Source organism: Klebsiella sp. GB_Kp047, assembly GCF_040065235.1.
GTDB lineage: Bacteria > Pseudomonadota > Gammaproteobacteria > Enterobacterales > Enterobacteriaceae > Klebsiella > Klebsiella quasipneumoniae.
This window is the reverse complement of the sequence record NZ_JBEAJG010000028.1, coordinates 441,062-459,200: the sequence shown is the minus strand read 5'-3', so window position 1 is coordinate 459,200 and position 18,139 is coordinate 441,062. Positions and strand designations below refer to the sequence as shown.

The 18,139-nt window shown below is 60.6% G+C and carries 21 protein-coding genes; 19 read left to right on the top strand and 2 right to left on the bottom strand.

The window, feature by feature from the left end; all coding sequences use genetic code 11:
• Positions 1–3 precede the first annotated feature (3 nt).
• The 19 genes from pduC (at position 4) to ABLV76_RS10630 (ending at position 15,669) form a co-directional block, all read left to right on the top strand.
• A complete protein-coding gene (pduC, locus tag ABLV76_RS10720; RefSeq protein ID WP_004105132.1) occupies positions 4–1,668 on the top strand; it encodes a propanediol dehydratase large subunit PduC in 1,665 nt (554 codons plus the stop codon).
• 10 nt (positions 1,669–1,678) lie between these two features.
• Positions 1,679–2,353: a propanediol dehydratase medium subunit PduD gene (gene pduD / locus ABLV76_RS10715; protein ID WP_043520824.1), complete on the top strand. Its 675-nt coding sequence runs from the start codon at positions 1,679–1,681 to the stop codon at positions 2,351–2,353.
• 14 nt (positions 2,354–2,367) lie between these two features.
• The gene (pduE, locus tag ABLV76_RS10710; protein WP_004205482.1) at positions 2,368–2,889 is read left to right on the top strand and encodes a propanediol dehydratase small subunit PduE; all 522 of its coding nucleotides are present in this window, start codon (positions 2,368–2,370) and stop codon (positions 2,887–2,889) included.
• 15 nt (positions 2,890–2,904) lie between these two features.
• Positions 2,905–4,737: a propanediol dehydratase reactivase alpha subunit PduG gene (pduG, locus tag ABLV76_RS10705; RefSeq protein WP_108433604.1), complete on the top strand. Its 1,833-nt coding sequence runs from the start codon at positions 2,905–2,907 to the stop codon at positions 4,735–4,737.
• Positions 4,727–5,077 (top strand): propanediol dehydratase reactivase beta subunit PduH, encoded by a 351-nt coding sequence (gene pduH, locus ABLV76_RS10700; protein ID WP_004205479.1) that lies wholly within the window; start codon positions 4,727–4,729, stop codon positions 5,075–5,077. The genes pduG and pduH overlap by 11 nt, the downstream gene beginning before the upstream one ends.
• Positions 5,078–5,096: 19 nt before the next feature.
• The gene (gene pduJ / locus ABLV76_RS10695; protein ID WP_001057755.1) at positions 5,097–5,372 is read left to right on the top strand and encodes a propanediol utilization microcompartment protein PduJ; all 276 of its coding nucleotides are present in this window, start codon (positions 5,097–5,099) and stop codon (positions 5,370–5,372) included.
• A 3-nt stretch (positions 5,373–5,375) separates the two neighbouring features.
• Positions 5,376–5,858 carry a BMC domain-containing protein gene (locus ABLV76_RS10690; protein WP_085955473.1) on the top strand — a complete coding sequence of 161 codons (483 nt, stop codon included), beginning with the start codon at positions 5,376–5,378 and terminating at the stop codon, positions 5,856–5,858.
• A complete protein-coding gene (locus ABLV76_RS10685; protein WP_064150829.1) occupies positions 5,858–6,490 on the top strand; it encodes a phosphate propanoyltransferase in 633 nt (210 codons plus the stop codon). The genes ABLV76_RS10690 and ABLV76_RS10685 overlap by 1 nt, the downstream gene beginning before the upstream one ends.
• Complete coding sequence (gene pduM / locus ABLV76_RS10680) at positions 6,487–6,978, top strand: microcompartment protein PduM (protein WP_080841392.1); 492 nt, start codon at positions 6,487–6,489, stop codon at positions 6,976–6,978. The genes ABLV76_RS10685 and pduM overlap by 4 nt, the downstream gene beginning before the upstream one ends.
• Positions 6,979–6,981: 3 nt before the next feature.
• Entirely contained in the window at positions 6,982–7,257 is a 276-nt protein-coding gene (gene pduN, locus ABLV76_RS10675; RefSeq protein WP_000549823.1) for a propanediol utilization microcompartment protein PduN, read from the top strand.
• Positions 7,258–7,266: 9 nt separating this feature from the next.
• Complete coding sequence (gene pduO / locus ABLV76_RS10670; RefSeq protein WP_348878306.1) at positions 7,267–8,277, top strand: two-domain cob(I)yrinic acid a,c-diamide adenosyltransferase PduO; 1,011 nt, start codon at positions 7,267–7,269, stop codon at positions 8,275–8,277.
• Complete coding sequence (pduP, locus tag ABLV76_RS10665) at positions 8,274–9,668, top strand: CoA-acylating propionaldehyde dehydrogenase PduP (RefSeq protein WP_348878305.1); 1,395 nt, start codon at positions 8,274–8,276, stop codon at positions 9,666–9,668. Before pduO ends, pduP begins: the two co-directional genes overlap by 4 nt.
• 11 nt (positions 9,669–9,679) lie before the next feature.
• On the top strand, positions 9,680–10,792 hold the full coding sequence (gene pduQ / locus ABLV76_RS10660) for a 1-propanol dehydrogenase PduQ (RefSeq protein ID WP_348878304.1): 1,113 nt from the start codon (positions 9,680–9,682) through the stop codon (positions 10,790–10,792).
• On the top strand, positions 10,789–12,144 hold the full coding sequence (pduS, locus tag ABLV76_RS10655; protein ID WP_348878303.1) for a cobalamin reductase PduS: 1,356 nt from the start codon (positions 10,789–10,791) through the stop codon (positions 12,142–12,144). Before pduQ ends, pduS begins: the two co-directional genes overlap by 4 nt.
• 2 nt (positions 12,145–12,146) lie before the next feature.
• A complete protein-coding gene (pduT, locus tag ABLV76_RS10650; protein WP_348878302.1) occupies positions 12,147–12,701 on the top strand; it encodes a propanediol utilization microcompartment protein PduT in 555 nt (184 codons plus the stop codon).
• Entirely contained in the window at positions 12,701–13,051 is a 351-nt protein-coding gene (pduU, locus tag ABLV76_RS10645) for a propanediol utilization microcompartment protein PduU (protein ID WP_004205469.1), read from the top strand. Before pduT ends, pduU begins: the two co-directional genes overlap by 1 nt.
• A gap of 4 nt (positions 13,052–13,055) precedes the next feature.
• Positions 13,056–13,496: a propanediol utilization protein PduV gene (gene pduV, locus ABLV76_RS10640; protein ID WP_065878777.1), complete on the top strand. Its 441-nt coding sequence runs from the start codon at positions 13,056–13,058 to the stop codon at positions 13,494–13,496.
• Positions 13,496–14,710 carry an acetate/propionate family kinase gene (locus ABLV76_RS10635; protein WP_048295864.1) on the top strand — a complete coding sequence of 405 codons (1,215 nt, stop codon included), beginning with the start codon at positions 13,496–13,498 and terminating at the stop codon, positions 14,708–14,710. Before pduV ends, ABLV76_RS10635 begins: the two co-directional genes overlap by 1 nt.
• 92 nt (positions 14,711–14,802) lie before the next feature.
• A complete protein-coding gene (locus ABLV76_RS10630) occupies positions 14,803–15,669 on the top strand; it encodes an L-threonine kinase (protein ID WP_065696839.1) in 867 nt (288 codons plus the stop codon).
• 3 nt (positions 15,670–15,672) lie between these two features.
• Here the strand turns inward: ABLV76_RS10630 and cobD are convergent, their stop codons facing one another.
• Both cobD and amiC read right to left on the bottom strand, forming a co-directional pair.
• Complete coding sequence (cobD, locus tag ABLV76_RS10625) at positions 15,673–16,749, bottom strand: threonine-phosphate decarboxylase CobD (RefSeq protein ID WP_043520857.1); 1,077 nt, start codon at positions 16,747–16,749, stop codon at positions 15,673–15,675.
• A 17-nt stretch (positions 16,750–16,766) separates the two neighbouring features.
• Positions 16,767–18,020 carry an N-acetylmuramoyl-L-alanine amidase AmiC gene (gene amiC / locus ABLV76_RS10620; RefSeq protein ID WP_017899228.1) on the bottom strand — a complete coding sequence of 418 codons (1,254 nt, stop codon included), beginning with the start codon at positions 18,018–18,020 and terminating at the stop codon, positions 16,767–16,769.
• Positions 18,021–18,139 lie beyond the last annotated feature (119 nt).

The window sequence follows — 18,139 nt, the reverse complement described above, 5'->3', positions numbered from 1 at the left end:
TTCATGAGATCGAAAAGATTTGAAGCACTGGCGAAACGCCCTGTGAATCAGGACGGCTTCGTTAAGGAGTGGATCGAAGAAGGCTTTATCGCGATGGAAAGCCCGAACGATCCGAAACCGTCGATAAAAATCGTTAACGGCGCGGTGACCGAGCTGGACGGGAAACCGGTGAGCGATTTTGACCTGATCGACCACTTTATCGCCCGCTACGGTATCAACCTGAATCGCGCCGAAGAAGTGATGGCGATGGATTCGGTCAAACTGGCCAATATGCTCTGCGATCCGAACGTCAAGCGTAGCGAAATCGTCCCGCTGACCACCGCGATGACGCCGGCGAAAATTGTCGAAGTGGTTTCGCATATGAACGTGGTTGAGATGATGATGGCGATGCAGAAAATGCGCGCACGCCGTACCCCGTCTCAGCAGGCGCACGTCACTAACGTTAAAGATAACCCGGTACAGATTGCCGCCGACGCCGCTGAAGGCGCATGGCGCGGGTTTGACGAACAGGAAACCACCGTTGCGGTAGCGCGCTATGCGCCGTTCAACGCCATCGCGCTGCTGGTCGGCTCGCAGGTAGGCCGTCCGGGCGTGCTAACCCAGTGCTCGCTGGAAGAAGCGACCGAACTGAAGCTTGGCATGCTGGGCCACACCTGCTACGCCGAAACCATTTCCGTCTACGGTACCGAGCCGGTCTTCACCGACGGTGACGATACGCCATGGTCGAAAGGTTTCTTAGCTTCGTCCTACGCCTCCCGCGGCCTGAAAATGCGCTTCACCTCCGGCTCCGGCTCCGAAGTGCAGATGGGCTACGCCGAAGGCAAATCCATGCTGTATCTGGAAGCGCGCTGCATCTACATCACCAAAGCCGCCGGCGTTCAGGGGCTGCAAAACGGCTCGGTAAGCTGCATCGGCGTACCGTCTGCGGTGCCGTCAGGCATTCGCGCGGTGCTGGCGGAAAATCTGATCTGTTCGTCGCTGGATCTGGAGTGCGCCTCCAGTAACGACCAGACCTTCACCCACTCCGATATGCGTCGTACCGCGCGCCTGCTGATGCAGTTCCTGCCGGGAACCGACTTCATCTCCTCCGGTTATTCCGCGGTGCCGAACTACGACAACATGTTCGCCGGTTCCAACGAAGATGCCGAAGACTTTGACGACTACAACGTTATCCAGCGCGACCTGAAGGTCGACGGCGGTCTGCGTCCGGTTCGCGAAGAAGATGTTATCGCCATCCGTAACAAAGCCGCCCGCGCGCTGCAGGCCGTGTTTGCCGGAATGGGGCTGCCGCCGATTACCGATGAAGAAGTGGAAGCCGCGACCTACGCCCACGGTTCGAAAGATATGCCGGAGCGCAATATCGTCGAGGACATCAAGTTCGCCCAGGAGATCATCAATAAAAACCGCAACGGCCTGGAGGTGGTGAAAGCGCTGGCGCAGGGCGGGTTCACCGACGTGGCCCAGGACATGCTCAACATCCAGAAAGCCAAGCTGACCGGGGACTATCTGCATACCTCCGCAATCATCGTCGGCGACGGACAAGTGCTATCAGCCGTCAACGACGTTAACGATTATGCCGGTCCGGCAACGGGCTATCGCCTGCAGGGCGAACGCTGGGAAGAGATTAAAAACATCCCTGGCGCTCTTGATCCCAACGAGATTGATTAAGGGGTGAGAAATGGAAATTAATGAAAAATTGCTGCGCCAGATAATTGAAGAAGTGCTTAGCGAAATGAAGGGCAGCGATAAACCGGTCTCGTTTCATGCGCCGGCGGCCTCGACTGCGCCGCAGGCAACCGCGCCTGCTGCCGACGGCTTCCTGACGGAAGTCGGCGAAGCGCGTCAGGGCACGCAGCAGGACGAAGTGATTATCGCCGTCGGCCCGGCTTTCGGCCTGGCGCAGACCGTCAATATCGTCGGCATACCGCATAAGAGCATTTTGCGCGAAGTGATTGCCGGTATTGAAGAAGAAGGCATTAAGGCGCGCGTGATCCGCTGCTTTAAATCCTCGGATGTCGCCTTTGTGGCGGTGGAAGGCAACCGCCTGAGCGGCTCCGGCATCTCTATCGGCATCCAGTCAAAAGGCACCACCGTTATCCACCAGCAGGGCCTGCCGCCGCTCTCTAACCTGGAGCTGTTCCCCCAGGCGCCGCTGCTGACCCTGGAAACCTATCGTCAGATTGGTAAGAACGCCGCCCGCTATGCGAAACGCGAATCGCCGCAGCCGGTCCCGACGCTGAACGACCAGATGGCGCGGCCAAAATACCAGGCGAAATCGGCCATTTTGCACATTAAAGAGACCAAGTACGTGGTGACGGGCAAAAACCCGCAGGAACTGCGCGTGGCGCTTTGATAAAGGATAACTCCATGAATACCGACGCAATTGAATCGATGGTGCGCGACGTATTAAGCCGTATGAACAGCCTGCAGGGCGAGGCGCCAGCGGCGGCTCCGGCGGCTGGCGGCGCGCCCCGTAGCGCAAAGGTCAGCGACTACCCGCTGGCGAATAAGCACCCGGAATGGGTGAAAACCGCCACCAATAAAACGCTGGACGACTTTACGCTGGAAAACGTGCTGAGCAATAAAGTCACCGCTCAGGATATGCGTATTACCCCGGAAACGCTGCGCTTACAGGCTTCTATCGCCAGGGACGCGGGCCGCGACCGGTTGGCGATGAACTTCGAACGCGCCGCCGAACTGACCGCGGTACCGGACGATCGCATTCTTGAAATCTACAACGCCCTCCGCCCCTATCGCTCGACGAAAGAGGAGCTGCTGACGATCGCCGACGATCTCGAAAGCCGCTACCAGGCGAAGATCTGCGCCGCTTTCGTTCGCGAAGCGGCAACGCTGTACGTCGAGCGTAAAAAACTCAAGGGCGACGATTAATTACAGGGGCATGTGATGCGATATATAGCTGGCATTGATATCGGCAACTCATCGACGGAAGTCGCCCTGGCGACCCTGAATGAGGCTGGCGCGCTGACGATTACGCACAGCGCACTGGCGGAAACCACCGGGATCAAAGGCACGTTGCGTAACGTGTTCGGCATTCAGGAGGCCCTCGCTCTCGTTGCAAAGCGCGCGGGGATCAATGTCAGCGATATTTCGCTCATCCGCATTAACGAAGCCACGCCGGTGATTGGCGATGTGGCGATGGAAACCATTACCGAAACCATCATCACCGAATCAACCATGATCGGCCATAACCCGAAAACGCCCGGCGGCGCGGGGCTTGGCGTGGGCATCACCATTACGCCGCAGGAGCTGTTAACCCGCCCGGCGGACGCGCCCTATATCCTGGTGGTGTCGTCGGCGTTTGACTTTGCCGATATCGCCAGCGTGATTAACGCTTCCCTGCGCGCCGGATATCAGATTACCGGCGTCATTTTGCAACGTGACGATGGCGTGCTGGTCAGCAACCGGCTGGAAAAACCGCTGCCGATCGTTGACGAAGTGCTGTACATCGACCGCATTCCGCTGGGGATGCTGGCGGCAATTGAGGTCGCCGTCCCGGGGAAGGTCATCGAAACGCTCTCTAACCCCTACGGCATCGCCACCGTATTCCACCTCAACGCCGAGGAGACGAAAAACATCGTCCCGATGGCGCGAGCGCTGATTGGCAACCGTTCCGCCGTGGTGGTCAAAACGCCATCCGGTGACGTCAAAGCGCGCGCGATACCCGCCGGTAACATTGAGCTGCTGGCCCAGGGCCGGAGCGTGCGCGTGGATGTCGCCGCCGGAGCCGAAGCCATCATGAAAGCGGTCGACGGCTGCGGCAAACTCGATAACGTCACCGGCGAGTCGGGGACCAATATCGGCGGCATGCTGGAACACGTGCGCCAGACCATGGCCGAGCTGACCAACAAGCCCAGCAGCGAGATTTTCATTCAGGATCTGCTGGCCGTTGACACCTCGGTTCCGGTGAGCGTCACCGGCGGTCTGGCCGGGGAGTTCTCGCTGGAGCAGGCCGTGGGCATCGCCTCCATGGTGAAATCTGACCGTTTGCAGATGGCGATGATTGCCCGCGAGATCGAGCAGAAGCTCAATATCGACGTACAGATCGGCGGTGCAGAGGCCGAAGCCGCCATTCTCGGCGCGCTGACCACCCCCGGCACCACGCGTCCGCTGGCGATCCTCGACCTGGGCGCAGGCTCCACCGATGCCTCCATCATCAACCCCAAAGGCGAAATCATCGCCACTCACCTCGCCGGAGCTGGCGATATGGTGACGATGATCATTGCCCGCGAGCTGGGGCTGGAGGATCGCTACCTGGCGGAAGAGATCAAAAAATATCCACTGGCGAAAGTCGAAAGTCTGTTCCATCTGCGCCACGAGGACGGCAGCGTGCAGTTCTTCTCCACGCCGCTGCCCCCCGCCGTATTCGCCCGCGTCTGCGTGGTGAAACCGGACGAACTGGTGCCGCTTCCCGGCGACTTAGCGCTGGAAAAAGTGCGCGCCATTCGCCGCAGCGCCAAAGAGCGCGTCTTTGTCACCAACGCCCTGCGCGCGCTGCGCCAGGTCAGCCCGACCGGCAACATTCGCGATATCCCCTTCGTGGTGTTGGTGGGCGGCTCGTCCCTCGATTTTGAGATCCCTCAGCTGGTCACCGATGCGCTGGCGCACTACCGGCTGGTGGCCGGGCGAGGAAATATTCGCGGCAGCGAAGGCCCCAGAAACGCGGTAGCTACCGGGCTGATTCTCTCCTGGCATAAGGAGTTTGCACATGGACAGTAATCACAGCGCCCCGGCTATTGTGATCGCCGCCATCGACGGCTGCGACGGCTTGTGGCGCGAAGTGCTGCTGGGTATCGAAGAGGAAGGCATTCCTTTCCTGCTCCAGCATCACCCGGCCGGGGATGTCGTGGACAGCGCCTGGCAGGCGGCGCGCAGCTCGCCGCTGCTGGTCGGCATCGCCTGCGACCGCCATACGCTGGTCGTGCACTACAAGAATTTACCCGCATCGGCGCCGCTTTTTACGCTGATGCATCATCAGGACAGTCAGGCCCACCGCAACACCGGTAATAACGCGGCACGGCTGGTCAAAGGGATCCCTTTCCGGGATCTGAATAGCTAAGCAACAGGAGAACAGCAGTATGAATAACGCACTGGGACTGGTTGAAACAAAAGGGTTAGTAGGCGCCATTGAAGCCGCCGATGCCATGGTGAAATCGGCCAACGTGCAGCTGGTCGGCTACGAAAAAATTGGCTCGGGTCTGGTGACCGTCATGGTTCGCGGCGATGTCGGCGCGGTCAAAGCGGCGGTGGATGCGGGCAGCGCGGCGGCAAGCGTGGTGGGTGAAGTGAAATCCTGCCACGTGATCCCGCGTCCGCACAGCGACGTTGAGGCCATTTTACCGAAATCAGCCTGATTGATGGCGAATAAGGAGCACCGCGTGAAGCAATCACTGGGATTACTTGAAGTTTGTGGTCTGGCACTGGCTATTAGCTGCGCCGATATCATGGCGAAATCCGCTTCTATCACGCTGGTCGCCCTCGAAAAGACCAATGGTTCAGGCTGGATGGTCATTAAAATTACCGGTGATGTGGCCTCAGTACAGGCGGCCATCACCACCGGTGCACAGTTTGCCGAACAGCGAAACGGTCTGGTGGCTCATAAAGTCATCGCCAGACCCGGAGAAGGGATCCTGCCAGCAGAGGCTCCCCCACCCTCCGTCATGGAACCTGAGCCTGAAGAGTCAGAGACGGCTGATGTCGTTTCTGAAGCGCCAGCAGAAGAGCCCCTCCAGCAACAAGGCGTGGTGAGCTGCAACCTGTGCCTGGATCCAAAATGTCCGCGCCAGAAGGGCGAGCCGCGCACCCTTTGCATTCATCCCGGCAAGCGAGGTGAAGCGTAATGGATAAACAGCTTCTCGAATCAACGGTCAGTAAAGTCCTCGACGAGATGCGTCTGCGGCCCATTCCGCTGGGGGTTTCAAATCGTCATATCCACCTGTCGGCGTCGGATTATGAACGCCTGTTTCCCGGTCATCCCATCAGCGAGAAAAAAGCGCTGCTGCAGCCGGGACAGTACGCTGCGGAGCAAACCGTCACCCTGGTAGGGCCGAAGGGGCAGCTTAAAAATGTGCGCCTGCTCGGCCCGCTGCGCTCGGTAAGTCAGGTGGAAATCTCGCGTACCGATGCCAGAACCCTGGGGGTGGCGGCGCCGCTGAGAATGTCCGGCGATCTGAAGGGGACGCCGGGCATCCGTCTGGTCAGCCCTTTTGGCGAGCTAGAACTCTCGACAGGGGTTATCGTCGCACAGCGGCATATCCATATGTCGCCGCTCGATGCGCTGATCCTGCGGGTCTCGCACGGCGATATGGTTTCGGTGGCCATTGAAGGCGACGAGCGCGGGCTGATCTTCAACAACGTGGCGGTTCGCGTTTCACCGGACATGCGTCTCGAAATGCACATTGATACCGATGAAGCCAACGCCGCCGGCGCTGATAACCCGCAGGCCTTTGCCCGGCTGGTAGGCCCGCGATGAACGGCGAAATTCTGCAGCGCATTGTGGAGGAGATTGTCTCCCGGCTGCAGCGTCGCGCCCATAGCACGGCGACGTTGAGCGTTGCGCAGCTCCGTGATGCCGACTGTCCAGCGCTGTTCTGTCAGCACGCCTCGCTGCGCATTCTGCTCGTTGACCTGCCGCTGCTGGCTCAGCTTGCTGATGCGGAAACCGACGATGCCGCGGCGCGGAAAATTCACGAGGCGCTGGCTTTCGGCATCCGCGTGCAGCTCACCCTGCACAGCCAGCTGCTGCCGGTTATCCCGCTCAAAAAACTGGCGCGCCTGCCGGTGATATTCACCGACGAGCGCGGACGGCCGCTGATCCTGCATGCAGGTTCAGTGCTGAGCTATCGCGACGTCGCGCAGCTGGGCCAGGGGCGTCTGGTTATCCACCGCAAATGCATCGTGACCGCGCTGGCGCGCGAAGCGGCACAGGCGCGGCATATTCAATTCATTAAGCAGGAGTAAATCATGCATCTGGCACGAGTCACGGGCGCGGTTGTCTCCACGCAAAAATCGCCTTCCCTGATCGGCAAAAAGCTGCTGCTGGTGCGGCGGGTCAGCGCCGATGGCGAACTCCCCGCCTCCCCCACCTCCGGCGATGAAGTCGCCGTCGATTCCGTCGGCGCGGGGATCGGCGAGCTGGTTCTGCTCAGCGGCGGCTCCAGCGCCAGGCACGTTTTTTCCGGGCCAAACGAGGCCATCGACCTCGCCGTTGTCGGCATTGTCGATACGCTTTCACGTTAAGGAGCGAATATGGCGATTTATACCCGAACGGGTGACGCTGGCACCACCTCACTCTTTACCGGCCTGCGGGTAAGCAAAACGCATCCGCGGGTTGAAGCTTACGGCACGCTGGACGAGCTGAACGCCGCGCTGAGCCTGTGCGCCTGCGCCGCCGCGGATCAAAATCACCGCGCCTTACTCGAGGCCATCCAGCAGCAAATATTCTGGTTTAGCGCAGAACTGGCCAGCGACAGCGAACAGCCGTCGCCCAAACAGCGCTACATCAGCAGCGAGGAGATTTCCACCCTGGAAGCCGCTATCGATCGGGCCATGGCCCGCGTCGAACCGCTGCATAGCTTTATTTTACCCGGCCGCTGCGAAGCCGCGAGCCGCCTGCATTTTGCCCGCACGCTGGCCCGCCGCGCCGAACGCCGTCTGGTTGAGCTGGCGGCGGAAGTTAACGTGCGCCAGGTGCTGATGCGCTACATCAACCGCTTATCAGACTGCCTGTACGCCCTGGCCCGCGCGGAAGATAGCGATGCGCACCAGAACAATATTATCCGTGAGGTGAGCAGGCGCTATCTGGCCGCCAGCCAGCCGAGCCACAGCAAGGAGACGACGCCCGTGGCGCTCTCATTCCACGATCTGCACCAGCTCACCCGCGCCGCGGTTGAGCGCGCGCAGCAGCTTCAGGTGCCGGTGGTGATTAGCATCGTTGATGCCCACGGTACGGAAACCGTCACCTGGCGGATGCCGGACGCCCTGCTGGTCAGCAGCGAACTGGCGCCGAAAAAGGCCTGGACCGCGGTGGCGATGAAAACGGCGACCCATGAGCTGAGCGATGTCGTTCAGCCGGGCGCGGCGCTTTACGGCCTCGAAACGCATTTACAGGGAAAAGTGGTCACCTTTGGCGGCGGTTACGCCCTGTGGCGCGACGGCTTATTAATTGGGGGTCTTGGCATCAGCGGCGGCAGCGTTGAACAGGACATGGACATAGCACAGACCGCCATTGCGGCCATTAACGTGGGAACACATCAATGAATACTTCTGAACTCGAAACCCTGATTCGCACCATTCTTAGCGAGCAATTAACCACGCCAGCGCAAACGCCGGTCCAGCCGCAGGGCAAAGGGATTTTCCAGTCCGTCAGCGAGGCCATCGACGCCGCGCACCAGGCGTTCTTACGTTATCAGCAGTGCCCGCTAAAAACCCGCAGCGCCATCATCAGCGCAATACGTCAGGAGCTGACGCCGCTGCTGGCGAGCCTGGCGGAAGAGAGCGCCAATGAAACGGGGATGGGCAACAAAGAAGATAAATTCCTGAAAAACAAGGCCGCGCTCGACAACACGCCGGGCGTAGAAGATCTCACCACCACCGCGCTGACCGGCGACGGCGGCATGGTGCTCTTTGAATACTCACCGTTTGGCGTTATCGGGTCCGTCGCGCCAAGCACCAACCCGACGGAAACCATCATCAACAACAGCATCAGCATGCTGGCGGCAGGCAACAGCGTCTACTTCAGCCCGCATCCGGGAGCAAAAAAGGTCTCTCTCAAGCTCATCAGCCTGATAGAGGAGATTGCCTTCCGCTGCTGCGGCATCCGCAATCTGGTGGTCACCGTGGCGGAACCGACGTTTGAAGCCACCCAGCAAATGATGGCCCACCCGCGCATCGCGGTGCTGGCCATTACCGGCGGCCCGGGTATTGTGGCAATGGGCATGAAGAGCGGTAAAAAAGTGATTGGCGCAGGCGCAGGCAACCCGCCCTGTATCGTTGATGAAACGGCGGATTTGGTGAAGGCGGCGGAAGATATCATCAACGGCGCTTCGTTCGATTACAACCTGCCCTGCATCGCCGAGAAGAGCCTGATTGTGGTGGAGAGCGTGGCTGAACGCCTGGTGCAGCAAATGCAAACCTTCGGCGCGCTGCAGCTCAGTCCAGCCGATACCGACAAACTCCGAGCCGCCTGCCTGCCTGAAGGCCAGGCAAACAAAAAACTGGTCGGCAAAAGCCCGTCGGCCATGCTGGAAGCTGCCGGGATCGCCGTGCCGGCGAAAGCGCCGCGTCTGCTGATTGCTATCGTCAACGCCGATGACCCGTGGGTCACCAGCGAACAGCTGATGCCGATGCTGCCGGTAGTGAAAGTCCGCGATTTCGATAGCGCGCTGGCGCTGGCCCTCAAGGTTGAAGAGGGGCTGCATCATACCGCCATTATGCACTCGCAGAACGTGTCGCGCCTGAACCTCGCGGCCCGCACCCTGCAAACCTCGATATTCGTCAAGAACGGCCCCTCCTATGCCGGGATCGGCGTCGGCGGCGAAGGTTTTACCACCTTTACCATTGCCACGCCAACCGGTGAAGGGACAACCTCGGCGCGCACCTTTGCCCGCTCCCGGCGCTGCGTGCTGACCAACGGCTTTTCCATCCGCTAACCGAGGTCGCGATGAATACTTTCTCACTACAAACGCGGTTGTACAGCGGTCAGGGCAGTCTGGCGGTGCTCAAGCGCTTTACCAATAAGCACATCTGGATAATCTGCGATGGCTTTCTGGCGCGTTCGCCGCTGCTGGATACCCTGCGTAACGCGTTGCCCGCAGATAACCGCATCAGCGTCTTTAGCGAGATAACGCCGGACCCTACTATCCATACCGTGGTGCAGGGGATTGCGCAAATGCAGGCCCTGCGTCCGCAGGTGGTCATCGGCTTCGGCGGCGGTTCGGCAATGGACGCGGCGAAAGCTATCGTCTGGTTCAGCCAGCAGAGCGGCATCAACATCGAAACCTGCGTGGCCATACCAACCACCAGCGGCACCGGCTCGGAAGTGACCAGCGCCTGCGTAATTAGCGACCCGGATAAAGGCATTAAGTATCCACTGTTCAACAATGCGCTGTATCCGGATATGGCGATCCTGGACCCGGAGCTGGTGGTCAGCGTACCGCCGCAGATTACGGCCAACACCGGTATGGACGTGCTGACCCATGCGCTGGAGGCGTGGGTTTCGCCGCACGCCAGCGACTTTACCGACGCGCTGGCGGAAAAAGCCGCCAAACTGGTGTTCCTGTATCTGCTCACGGCGGTGGAAAAAGGTGACTGCGTGGCGACGCGTGGGAAAATGCATAACGCCTCAACCCTCGCCGGGATGGCCTTCAGCCAGGCGGGATTAGGGCTTAACCATGCCATAGCTCACCAGCTTGGCGGGCAGTTTCATCTGCCGCATGGCCTGGCCAACGCGCTGCTGTTAACCCAGGTTATCCGCTTTAACGCCGGCAATCCACGCGCCGGCAAACGCTACGCGCGGCTGGCCAAAGCCTGCGGCTTTTGCCCGGCAGAAGCCAACGACATCACGGCGATCAATGCGCTGATTCAGCAGATCGAACGACTCAAGCAGAGCTGTGCGCTTCCCTCGCTGGCCGTTGCGCTTAAAGAAGGAAGATCCGACTTTTCCGCACGTATTCCGGCGATGGTGCAGGCCGCGCTGGCGGACGTCACGTTGCGCACCAACCCGCGCCCGGCTAGCGCCGGGGAAATTCGCGAACTGCTGGAGGAACTGCTATGAATAGCGCGGTCAACGCGGTTGAAATAACCCATAGCGCCGATGAAATCCGCGAGCGCGTGCGCGCAGCGGGCGTCGTCGGCGCGGGCGGAGCGGGGTTTCCCGCCCACGTTAAGCTACAGGCGCAGGTAGAGATTTTTCTGGTCAACGCCGCCGAGTGCGAACCGATGCTCAAAGTTGACCAACAGCTGATGTGGCAGCAGGCTGCTCGCCTTGTGCGCGGCGTGCAGTACGCCATGACGGCGACCGGCGCGCGCGAAGGGGTCATTGCCCTGAAAGAAAAATACCGCCGGGCTATCGACGCCCTTACCCCGCTGCTGCCTGCCGGTATCCGTCTGCATATTCTGCCGGATGTCTATCCCGCGGGCGATGAAGTGCTGACCGTCTGGCTGGCAACCGGTCGCCGGGTCGCGCCCGCCGCGCTGCCGGCCAGCGTCGGCGTGGTGGTCAATAACGTACAAACGGTACTGAATATTGCCCGTGCGGTTGAGCAGCAGTTTGCGGTGACCCGCCGCACGCTGACCGTTAACGGCGCGGTCGCCCGACCGCTGACCGTCACGGTCCCCATCGGCATGCCGCTGCGCGAAGTACTGGCGCTGGCGGGCGGCGCGACGGTCGATGACCCCGGTTTTATTAACGGCGGTCCGATGATGGGCGGCCTGATCACCTCTCTCGATAACCCGGTGACCAAAACCACCGGCGGCCTGCTGGTGCTGCCGAAAAGCCATCCGCTTATTCAGCGGAGAATGCAGGACGAACGCACGGTGCTTTCCGTGGCTCGCACCGTCTGCGAGCAGTGCCGGCTGTGTACCGATCTCTGCCCACGGCATCTGATCGGCCACGAACTCTCTCCGCACCTGCTGGTGCGGGCAGTGAACTTTCATCAGGCCGCTACGCCGCAGCTGCTGCTTAGCGCCCTCACCTGCTCGGAGTGCAACGTCTGCGAAAGCGTGGCCTGCCCGGTCGGCATTTCGCCGATGCGCATCAACCGCATGCTGAAACGCGAGCTGCGCGCGCAAAACCAGCGCTATGAAGGGCCGCTGTATCCTGCCGACGAAATGGCGAAATACCGCCTCGTACCGGTGAAGCGATTGATCGCCAAACTGGGATTAAGCTCCTGGTACCAGGAGGCGCCGCTGGTTGAAGACGAACCATCGGTAGAAAAAGTGACTTTGCAGCTGCGCCAGCATATCGGCGCCGGCGCGGTGCCCAACGTTGCGGTTGGGGAACGCGTTACGCGCGGACAATGCGTTGCCGATATTCCGGCAGGCGCATTAGGCGCGCCGGTTCACGCCAGTATTGACGGCGTTATTGCGGCCATCAGCGAACAGGCCATCACGGTTGTAAGAGGTTAACCATGTCTCAGGCTATAGGAATTTTAGAACTCACCAGCATTGCCAAAGGGATGGAACTCGGCGATGCGATGCTGAAAAGCGCCAACGTTAATCTGCTGGTCAGCAAGACCATCTGTCCGGGGAAGTTTTTGCTGATGCTCGGCGGCGATATCGGCGCTATCCAGCAGGCCATTGAAACCGGTACGTCGCAGGCCGGTGAGATGCTCGTCGACAGCCTGGTGCTGGCGAATATTCATCCCAGCGTACTTCCGGCCATCAGCGGCCTGAATAACGTCGATAAGCGTCAGGCGATAGGTATCGTCGAAACCTGGAGCGTGGCGGCCTGCATCAGCGCCGCTGACCGGGCGGTAAAAGGCTCAAACGTCACCCTGGTGCGGGTGCATATGGCCTTCGGCATCGGGGGTAAATGCTACATGGTGGTGGCGGGCGACGTTTCTGACGTCAACAACGCCGTGACGGTTGCCAGCGAAAGCGCGGGCGAAAAAGGGCTGCTGGTTTACCGCTCGGTGATCCCGCGCCCGCATGAAGCCATGTGGCGACAGATGGTGGAGGGATGATGGAAAGACAGCCAACAACGGATCGCATGATTCAGGAATACGTTCCCGGGAAACAGGTTACCCTCGCGCACCTGATTGCCAATCCGGGGAAAGATCTCTTTAAGAAGCTGGGTCTGCAGGATGCGGTATCCGCCATTGGCATCCTCACCATTACGCCCAGCGAGGCGTCGATTATCGCCTGCGATATCGCCACTAAATCCGGCGCAGTAGAAATTGGTTTTCTTGACCGCTTTACCGGCGCCGTGGTGCTGACCGGCGACGTTTCCGCCGTCGAGTATGCCCTCAAGCAGGTGACGCGCACGCTGGGTGAAATGATGCAGTTTACAACCTGCACTATCACCCGGACGTAACGCGATGAAACGTCTGATGCTTATCGGTCCCAGCCAGTGTGGGAAAACCTCGCTCACCCAGGGTCTGCGAGGTGAAGCGCTCCATTACAAGAAAACTCAGGCGATTGAGTGGTCGCCAATGGCCATCGACACGCCGGGCGAATATCTGGAGAACCGCTGCCTTTATAGCGCCCTGTTAACCAGCGCCTGCGAGGCCGACGTTATCGCGCTGGTGCTGAATGCCGATGCCCAGTGGTCGCCGTTTTCTCCGGGGTTTACCGTCCCGATGAATCGCCCGACCATCGGCCTGGTCACCAAAGCTGACCTCGCTGACCCGCAGCGTATCTCGCTTATCGGAGAGTGGCTTAAGCAGGCTGGCGCCCGGCAGATTTTTGTTACCAGCGCGCTGAATAACCTGGGTCTTGATGCCGTGCTGGATTTTCTGAATTCGAAGGAACCTTTATGATGTCTTACAAAATCATGGCCATTAACGCCGGCAGTTCATCGTTAAAATTCCAGCTGCTGGAGATGCCGCAGGGCGACATGCTCTGCCAGGGATTAATCGAACGTATCGGCATGGCAAACGCCCAGGTGACTCTCAAAACGCCGGAGCAGAAATGGCAGGAGACGGCGCCGATCGCCGATCACCGTGAAGCCGTCACCCTGCTGCTTGAAAAGCTCCTCAACCATCGGATTATCCAGAGCTTGCAGGATATCGATGGCGTCGGCCACCGCGTGGCGCACGGCGGGGAGCGCTTTAAGGATTCGACGCCGGTCACCGATGAAACCTTAGCGGAAATCGAGCGCCTGGCAGAGCTGGCCCCGCTGCATAACCCGGTAAATGCCTTAGGCATCAAAGTGTTCCGCCAGCTGCTGCCCGACGCGCCGTCGGTGGCGGTGTTTGATACCGCTTTTCACCAGACGCTGGATGAGCGCGCCTTTATCTATCCGCTGCCGTGGCGCTACTACAGCGAGCTGGGCATTCGCCGTTACGGCTTCCACGGCACCAGCCATAAGTACGTCAGCGCGACGCTGGCGGAAAAGCTGGGCGTACCATTGAGCGCTCTGCGCGTAGTGTGCTGTCATCTCGGCAACGGCAGCAGCGTTTGCGCCATCAAAGGCGGGCGTTCGGTTAACACTTCAATGGGCTTTACGCCGCAGTCTGGGGTGATGATGGGCACCCGCAGCGGCGATATCGATCCGTCGATTCTACCGTGGCTGGCGCTGCATGAGGGTAAAACGCCGGAGCAGCTGAATCAGCTGCTGAATAACGAGTCCGGCCTGCTGGGCGTTTCCGGCGTCTCGCACGATTATCGCGATGTCGAGCAGGCGGCGGACAGCGGTAATCGTCAGGCAGCCCTGGCGCTCTCGCTGTTTGCTGAGCGCATTCGCGCCACTATCGGCAGCTATATTATGCAGATGGGCGGCCTGGACGCGCTGATCTTTACCGGCGGCATCGGCGAAAACTCCGCCCGAGCCAGGAGCGCCATCTGCCATAACCTGAATTTCCTCGGGCTCTCGGTCGATGAAGAGAAAAACCAGCACAACGCCACCTTTATTCAGGCCGAAAATGCGATGGTCAAAGTGGCGGTGATCAAAACTAATGAAGAGCTGATGATCGCCCGCGATGTGATGCGCCTGGCGCTGCCGCAGGCGCGCGAGCTGGCGGTACCAGCCTAAACGACGCCTCTCCCCTTTGCGGAGAATCATGGTAACCGGCGGGTCGCCGTGCCACTATGCGCCCTGGCGAAGGTAAGCGGAAAGGTGAAAACGTGGCCGTTGCACAATGTCCCGCCTCATGCGGAGAACTTATCCAGGGCTGGATCCTCGGCAGCGAGAAGCTGGTCTCCTGCCCGGTGGACTGGTACAGCACCGTCGAGGTCGAGACCGGCAAACCGCGCAACGATGAGCGGCCGCTGTCGCGGGCGATGGTCGACCAACTGCTGGCCCACTGGGGCTACCCGGCGGCGCTGAGTCAGCAGATCCGCATCACCCTGCACTCGACGATCCCGGTAGCCAAAGGGATGGCCAGCAGCACCGCCGATATCGCCGCCACCGCGGTGGCCACCGCCCATCATCTGGGCCACGCGCTGGATGAGCCGACGCTGGCGCGTCTGTGCGTCGCGCTGGAGCCCACCGACAGCACCCTGTTCCACCAACTGACGCTGTTCGATCATAATACCGCCGCTACCCAAATCGCCTGCCCTGCGCCACCGGCGCTCGACCTGTTAGTGCTGGAGAGCCCGCTGACGCTGCGTACCACCGACTACCATCAGCTGCCGCGCGAGGCGGGTCTGCTGGCTAACGCCTCCCGGCTGCAGCTGGCGTGGGAGAAAGTGCAGCAGGCCTGCCAGCATGGCAGCCCGCAGCTGCTGGGCGAAGCGGCCACTATTAGCGCCATCGCCAGCCAGCAGCTGTTGCCCAAGCCGGGGTTTGACGCGCTGCTGGAGCTGGTGGAAAGCGCAGGATTGTATGGCCTCAACGTGGCGCACAGCGGCAGCGTCGTCGGCCTGCTGCTGGACCGCCGTCGTCATGACGTGGATTTTTTGCAATGGCGGCTGGCAGAGCGCGGCATCGCCGCCCACTGGCCGCAACAGCATCTGCTGGCGATGGTGCCGGGGGGCGTCACCCTGCAGTAGGGCTCAGGCCAGCGCCCGGCGCAGCGCCGCCAGCAGCTGGTCGTTTTCGCCGGCGCTGCGGATCGCCACCCGGAAATAGCGGCTATCCAGCCCCGGGTAGTTGGCGCAGCTGCGGATCAACACGTGCTGGCGCAGCAGGGCGTATTGCAGGTCAAGATCGGGTCTGTCACAGCGCAAGAACAGGTAGTTGGCGCGCCCGGGCCACACGGTCAGCCCGGCCATCTCCTGAAGCTGCGCGTAGAAACGCGCTCCCTCCTCCTGCAGCCACTGCCAGGTGGCCCGCTGATACGCCCGGTCCTGAAGAATGATCTCCCCGGCCAGAGCGGCATAGGCATTGATGGACCATGGCATTTGTCGCTCGCGCAGCCGGGCCACCGCCCGGGCGTCAGCGTTGAGCAGGTAGCCTAGACGCAGCCCCGGAATAGCATAAAATTTGGTCAGCGAGCGCAGAACCCAAACGTGCGGATACTGCGCCAACAGGGGAATAAACCCCGGCTGATCGGGAATAAAGTCGAGGAAGGCTTCATCGAGGATCAGGCTGATATTCAGCGCCCGACAGCGTTGCGCAATGGCTTCCAGCAGGCCACGCTCCGGCAGCAGACCAGTGGGGTTGTTCGGGGTGCAGAGAAACAGGCAGTCCAGCGCCGGCGTGAGAGCATTGAGGATCCCGTCGGTCAGCTGCCAGCCATCGCGCTCCTGCAGGGCATACTCCACCACCTCGCAGTCCACAGTCTGCAGCGCGCGCCGGTACTCTGCGAATCCGGGAATGACGATCATCGCCCGCCGCGGCTTAAGGCCGTGGACAAGGGTGAAGATCGATTCAGTTTCGCCGTTGCCGGCGAGGATATGCGCCGCCGGCAGCCGATGGTGGGCTGCCAGCGCCTGATGCAGCTGTTGATACTCAACGTCAGGGTAGCGCTCGGCGCAGCCGGGATTGTCGACGATCGCCTGCCTGAGCGAGGCGGGCATTCCCAGCGGATTGATGTTGGCGCTAAAGTCCAGCAGTTCGCCGGGCGCAATGCCCAGCAGGGCGGCGGCCTCGCGGATATTGCCGCCATGGGCGCTTTTCAGTAAGGCCATGTCCCTTTCCTGTGTGGTTATCCGCGGCGGGCCAGCGTCGCACCGTCGGCGAAGTAGGCTTTAATCCCGGCGAGGATCGACTCGGCCACCTGCTGCTGGAATTTGGCCGTTTTCAGCTTCCGCTCCTCTTCCACGTTACTGATAAACGCCGTCTCCACCAGAATGGAGGGGATATCCGGCGCCTTCAGCACCGCAAAGCCCGCCTGCTCTACCCGGTTCTTGTGCAGGTTATTGATATTGCCCATTTTCTCCAGCACTGCCTTACCAAATTTGAGGCTGTCGGCGATGGTGAGGGACTGCACCATATCGAACATGGTGTGGTCGACATAGCGATCGCCGCTCTTGCTGACCCCACCGATCAGATCCGAGGCGTTCTGCGTCTGGGCGAGATATTTTGCCGCGGTACTGGTGGCCCCCTTGGTGGAGAGCGCAAACACCGAGGAGCCGCTGGGCTGGCGGCTGGTAAAGGCGTCGGCGTGAATCGAAACGAACAGGTCGGCGCGCTGCTTCTGCGCCTTGGCGACACGCACCTTCAACGGGATAAACACGTCTTCGTTGCGGGTCATATAGGCCTTCATATTGCCTTCTTTGTCGATTAGCGCCCGCAGGCGGCGGGCAATTTGCAGCACCACGTCTTTCTCGCGGGTGCGATACTTGCCCACGGCGCCAGAGTCTTCGCCACCGTGGCCGGGATCGAGCATGATGACAATCGGCCGGTCGCGCCCGGCTTTGCCCGGCTGCGGCCCGCTTTGCGCCGGCGGCACCTGTCGCTCCAGATCGCCTTTGTTGTAATCCTCGAGCAGCGCCAGTAGCGGATCCTGAACATCGGTGGCGTTGGCGGGGTAGAGATCCATCACCAGACGCTCTTTAAAGCCAGCTACCGGCGCGAGGGCAAACAGCTGCGGCTTAACGTTCTGCTTGAGCTCGAAGACCATGCGCACGGTTTGCGGATCAAACTGGCCCACGCGGGCGGACTTAATAAAGGGATCGTCATCGCGGATCTGCCCCCCCATGCCTTTCAGCACCGAGTTGAGATTAACCCCTTCCAGATCCACCACCACCCGTTCCGGATTACTGAGGGCAAACTGCCGGTATTTCAGCACATGATTCGATTCCACCGTGACGCGCGTGTAGGTCGATGCTGGCCAGACGCGAACAGCGACCACCCGCGCGGCGGCGGCCAGCCCAACGGGGCTCACGCTCATTAACCACATGGCGCCCGCGCCCTGCAGCAGACGGCGACGGCTTAATCCAGAGTTGTTTCCCGACATGCCACTCCCAAGCAATAAAAACGCATTTATACCCAAAACAAACAGATTGACCAGAAACTTTAACGAAAGGCATATAACCTGTCATCTATAAAAGGGTAAACATTCATTGACACCCTGCG